Below are 879 nucleotides of genomic sequence, written 5' to 3'. Positions count from 1 at the left end.
TCTGAGTGTAACGCTTCCCATAACTTATTAACTTTTATAGAATATTTGATTCAATGCTGAGCGGAGTACATAGCTGAACTTTCCGCTAGAGAATACTTCGAGATCGTTCCGTTTGATCAGGTCATAAAGTGCTTTTTCTGATATACCAAAATGCTGTTGGGCATCAGCCATACTTATGCAGTAGACTAATGCAGGATTTTTAGTTCTTTCAGTTCGCTGAACCGGCTGGAAATCGATCTGTTTAAAGGCCTTATCCAGATGCTTTCTTTTGATCAGTGTTTTCCGTTCGCTAAGCTGTATTGCTTTAATCCTGCCATTTTTGATCTGCTGATAAATTATCCTTTCACTGCAATGAAGCAGGCGCGCGGCCTGTTTCACCGTAAGGAACTCTGCGGGCTGGTCATTGATCGCTTTTGTACGGATACTAAGCGTCTGTTCATTGCTGGCAGTAATCTTTATATTACGGATTTTTTGTTTGTAGTGCCGCCTGTTACAATTCAGGCTGCAGTACTTCGTGACCGTGGTTTTTGCCAAGAATGTCTTACCGCAGTGTTCGCAGATTCGCTCAACTGTTATATTGCTACTCATTTCATCCTTTTTTGCTGCATCTGCTGCAGGTCGACAGGACTTTTAGACCCTAAAACATCGGTGGTAATTTCCCCCTCAAATAGTGGCTTATTAGCGCCGTTTAATGTTTTTTAGTGTCGTTAAGTGTCGATAAGCGACATAATTTCACCCATGATTTTTTTGGGAAAAATTTCAGTCGCTCGAGCAACAAATGAGCAACAAAAATGCGAAAAATAGTGGTAAACCTCCAAGAAATTGGTGGAGAAATATTAACATAACTTATTAACAATCAGTAAGTTGATTGTCGTAAGT

1 protein-coding gene is annotated in these 879 nt (G+C 40.3%); it reads right to left on the bottom strand.

From position 1 onward, the window contains the following. Positions 1-27: 27 nt before the first annotated feature. Positions 28-588: a helix-turn-helix domain-containing protein gene (locus AC1DND_RS28680; RefSeq protein ID WP_477586343.1), complete on the bottom strand. Its 561-nt coding sequence runs from the start codon at positions 586-588 to the stop codon at positions 28-30. Positions 589-879 lie beyond the last annotated feature (291 nt).

It is taken from the genome of Pedobacter sp. 01N416 (assembly GCF_056399685.1).
The sequence above is the reverse complement of the archived record's forward strand: the minus strand, read 5'-3'. Positions and strand labels throughout refer to the sequence as shown.

Bases quoted from the DNA above. Each gene is read 5' to 3' on its own strand.
- AC1DND_RS28680 (WP_477586343.1), bottom strand. From the start codon at position 588: ATGAGTAGCAATATAACAGTTGAGCGAATCTGCGAACACTGCGGTAAG.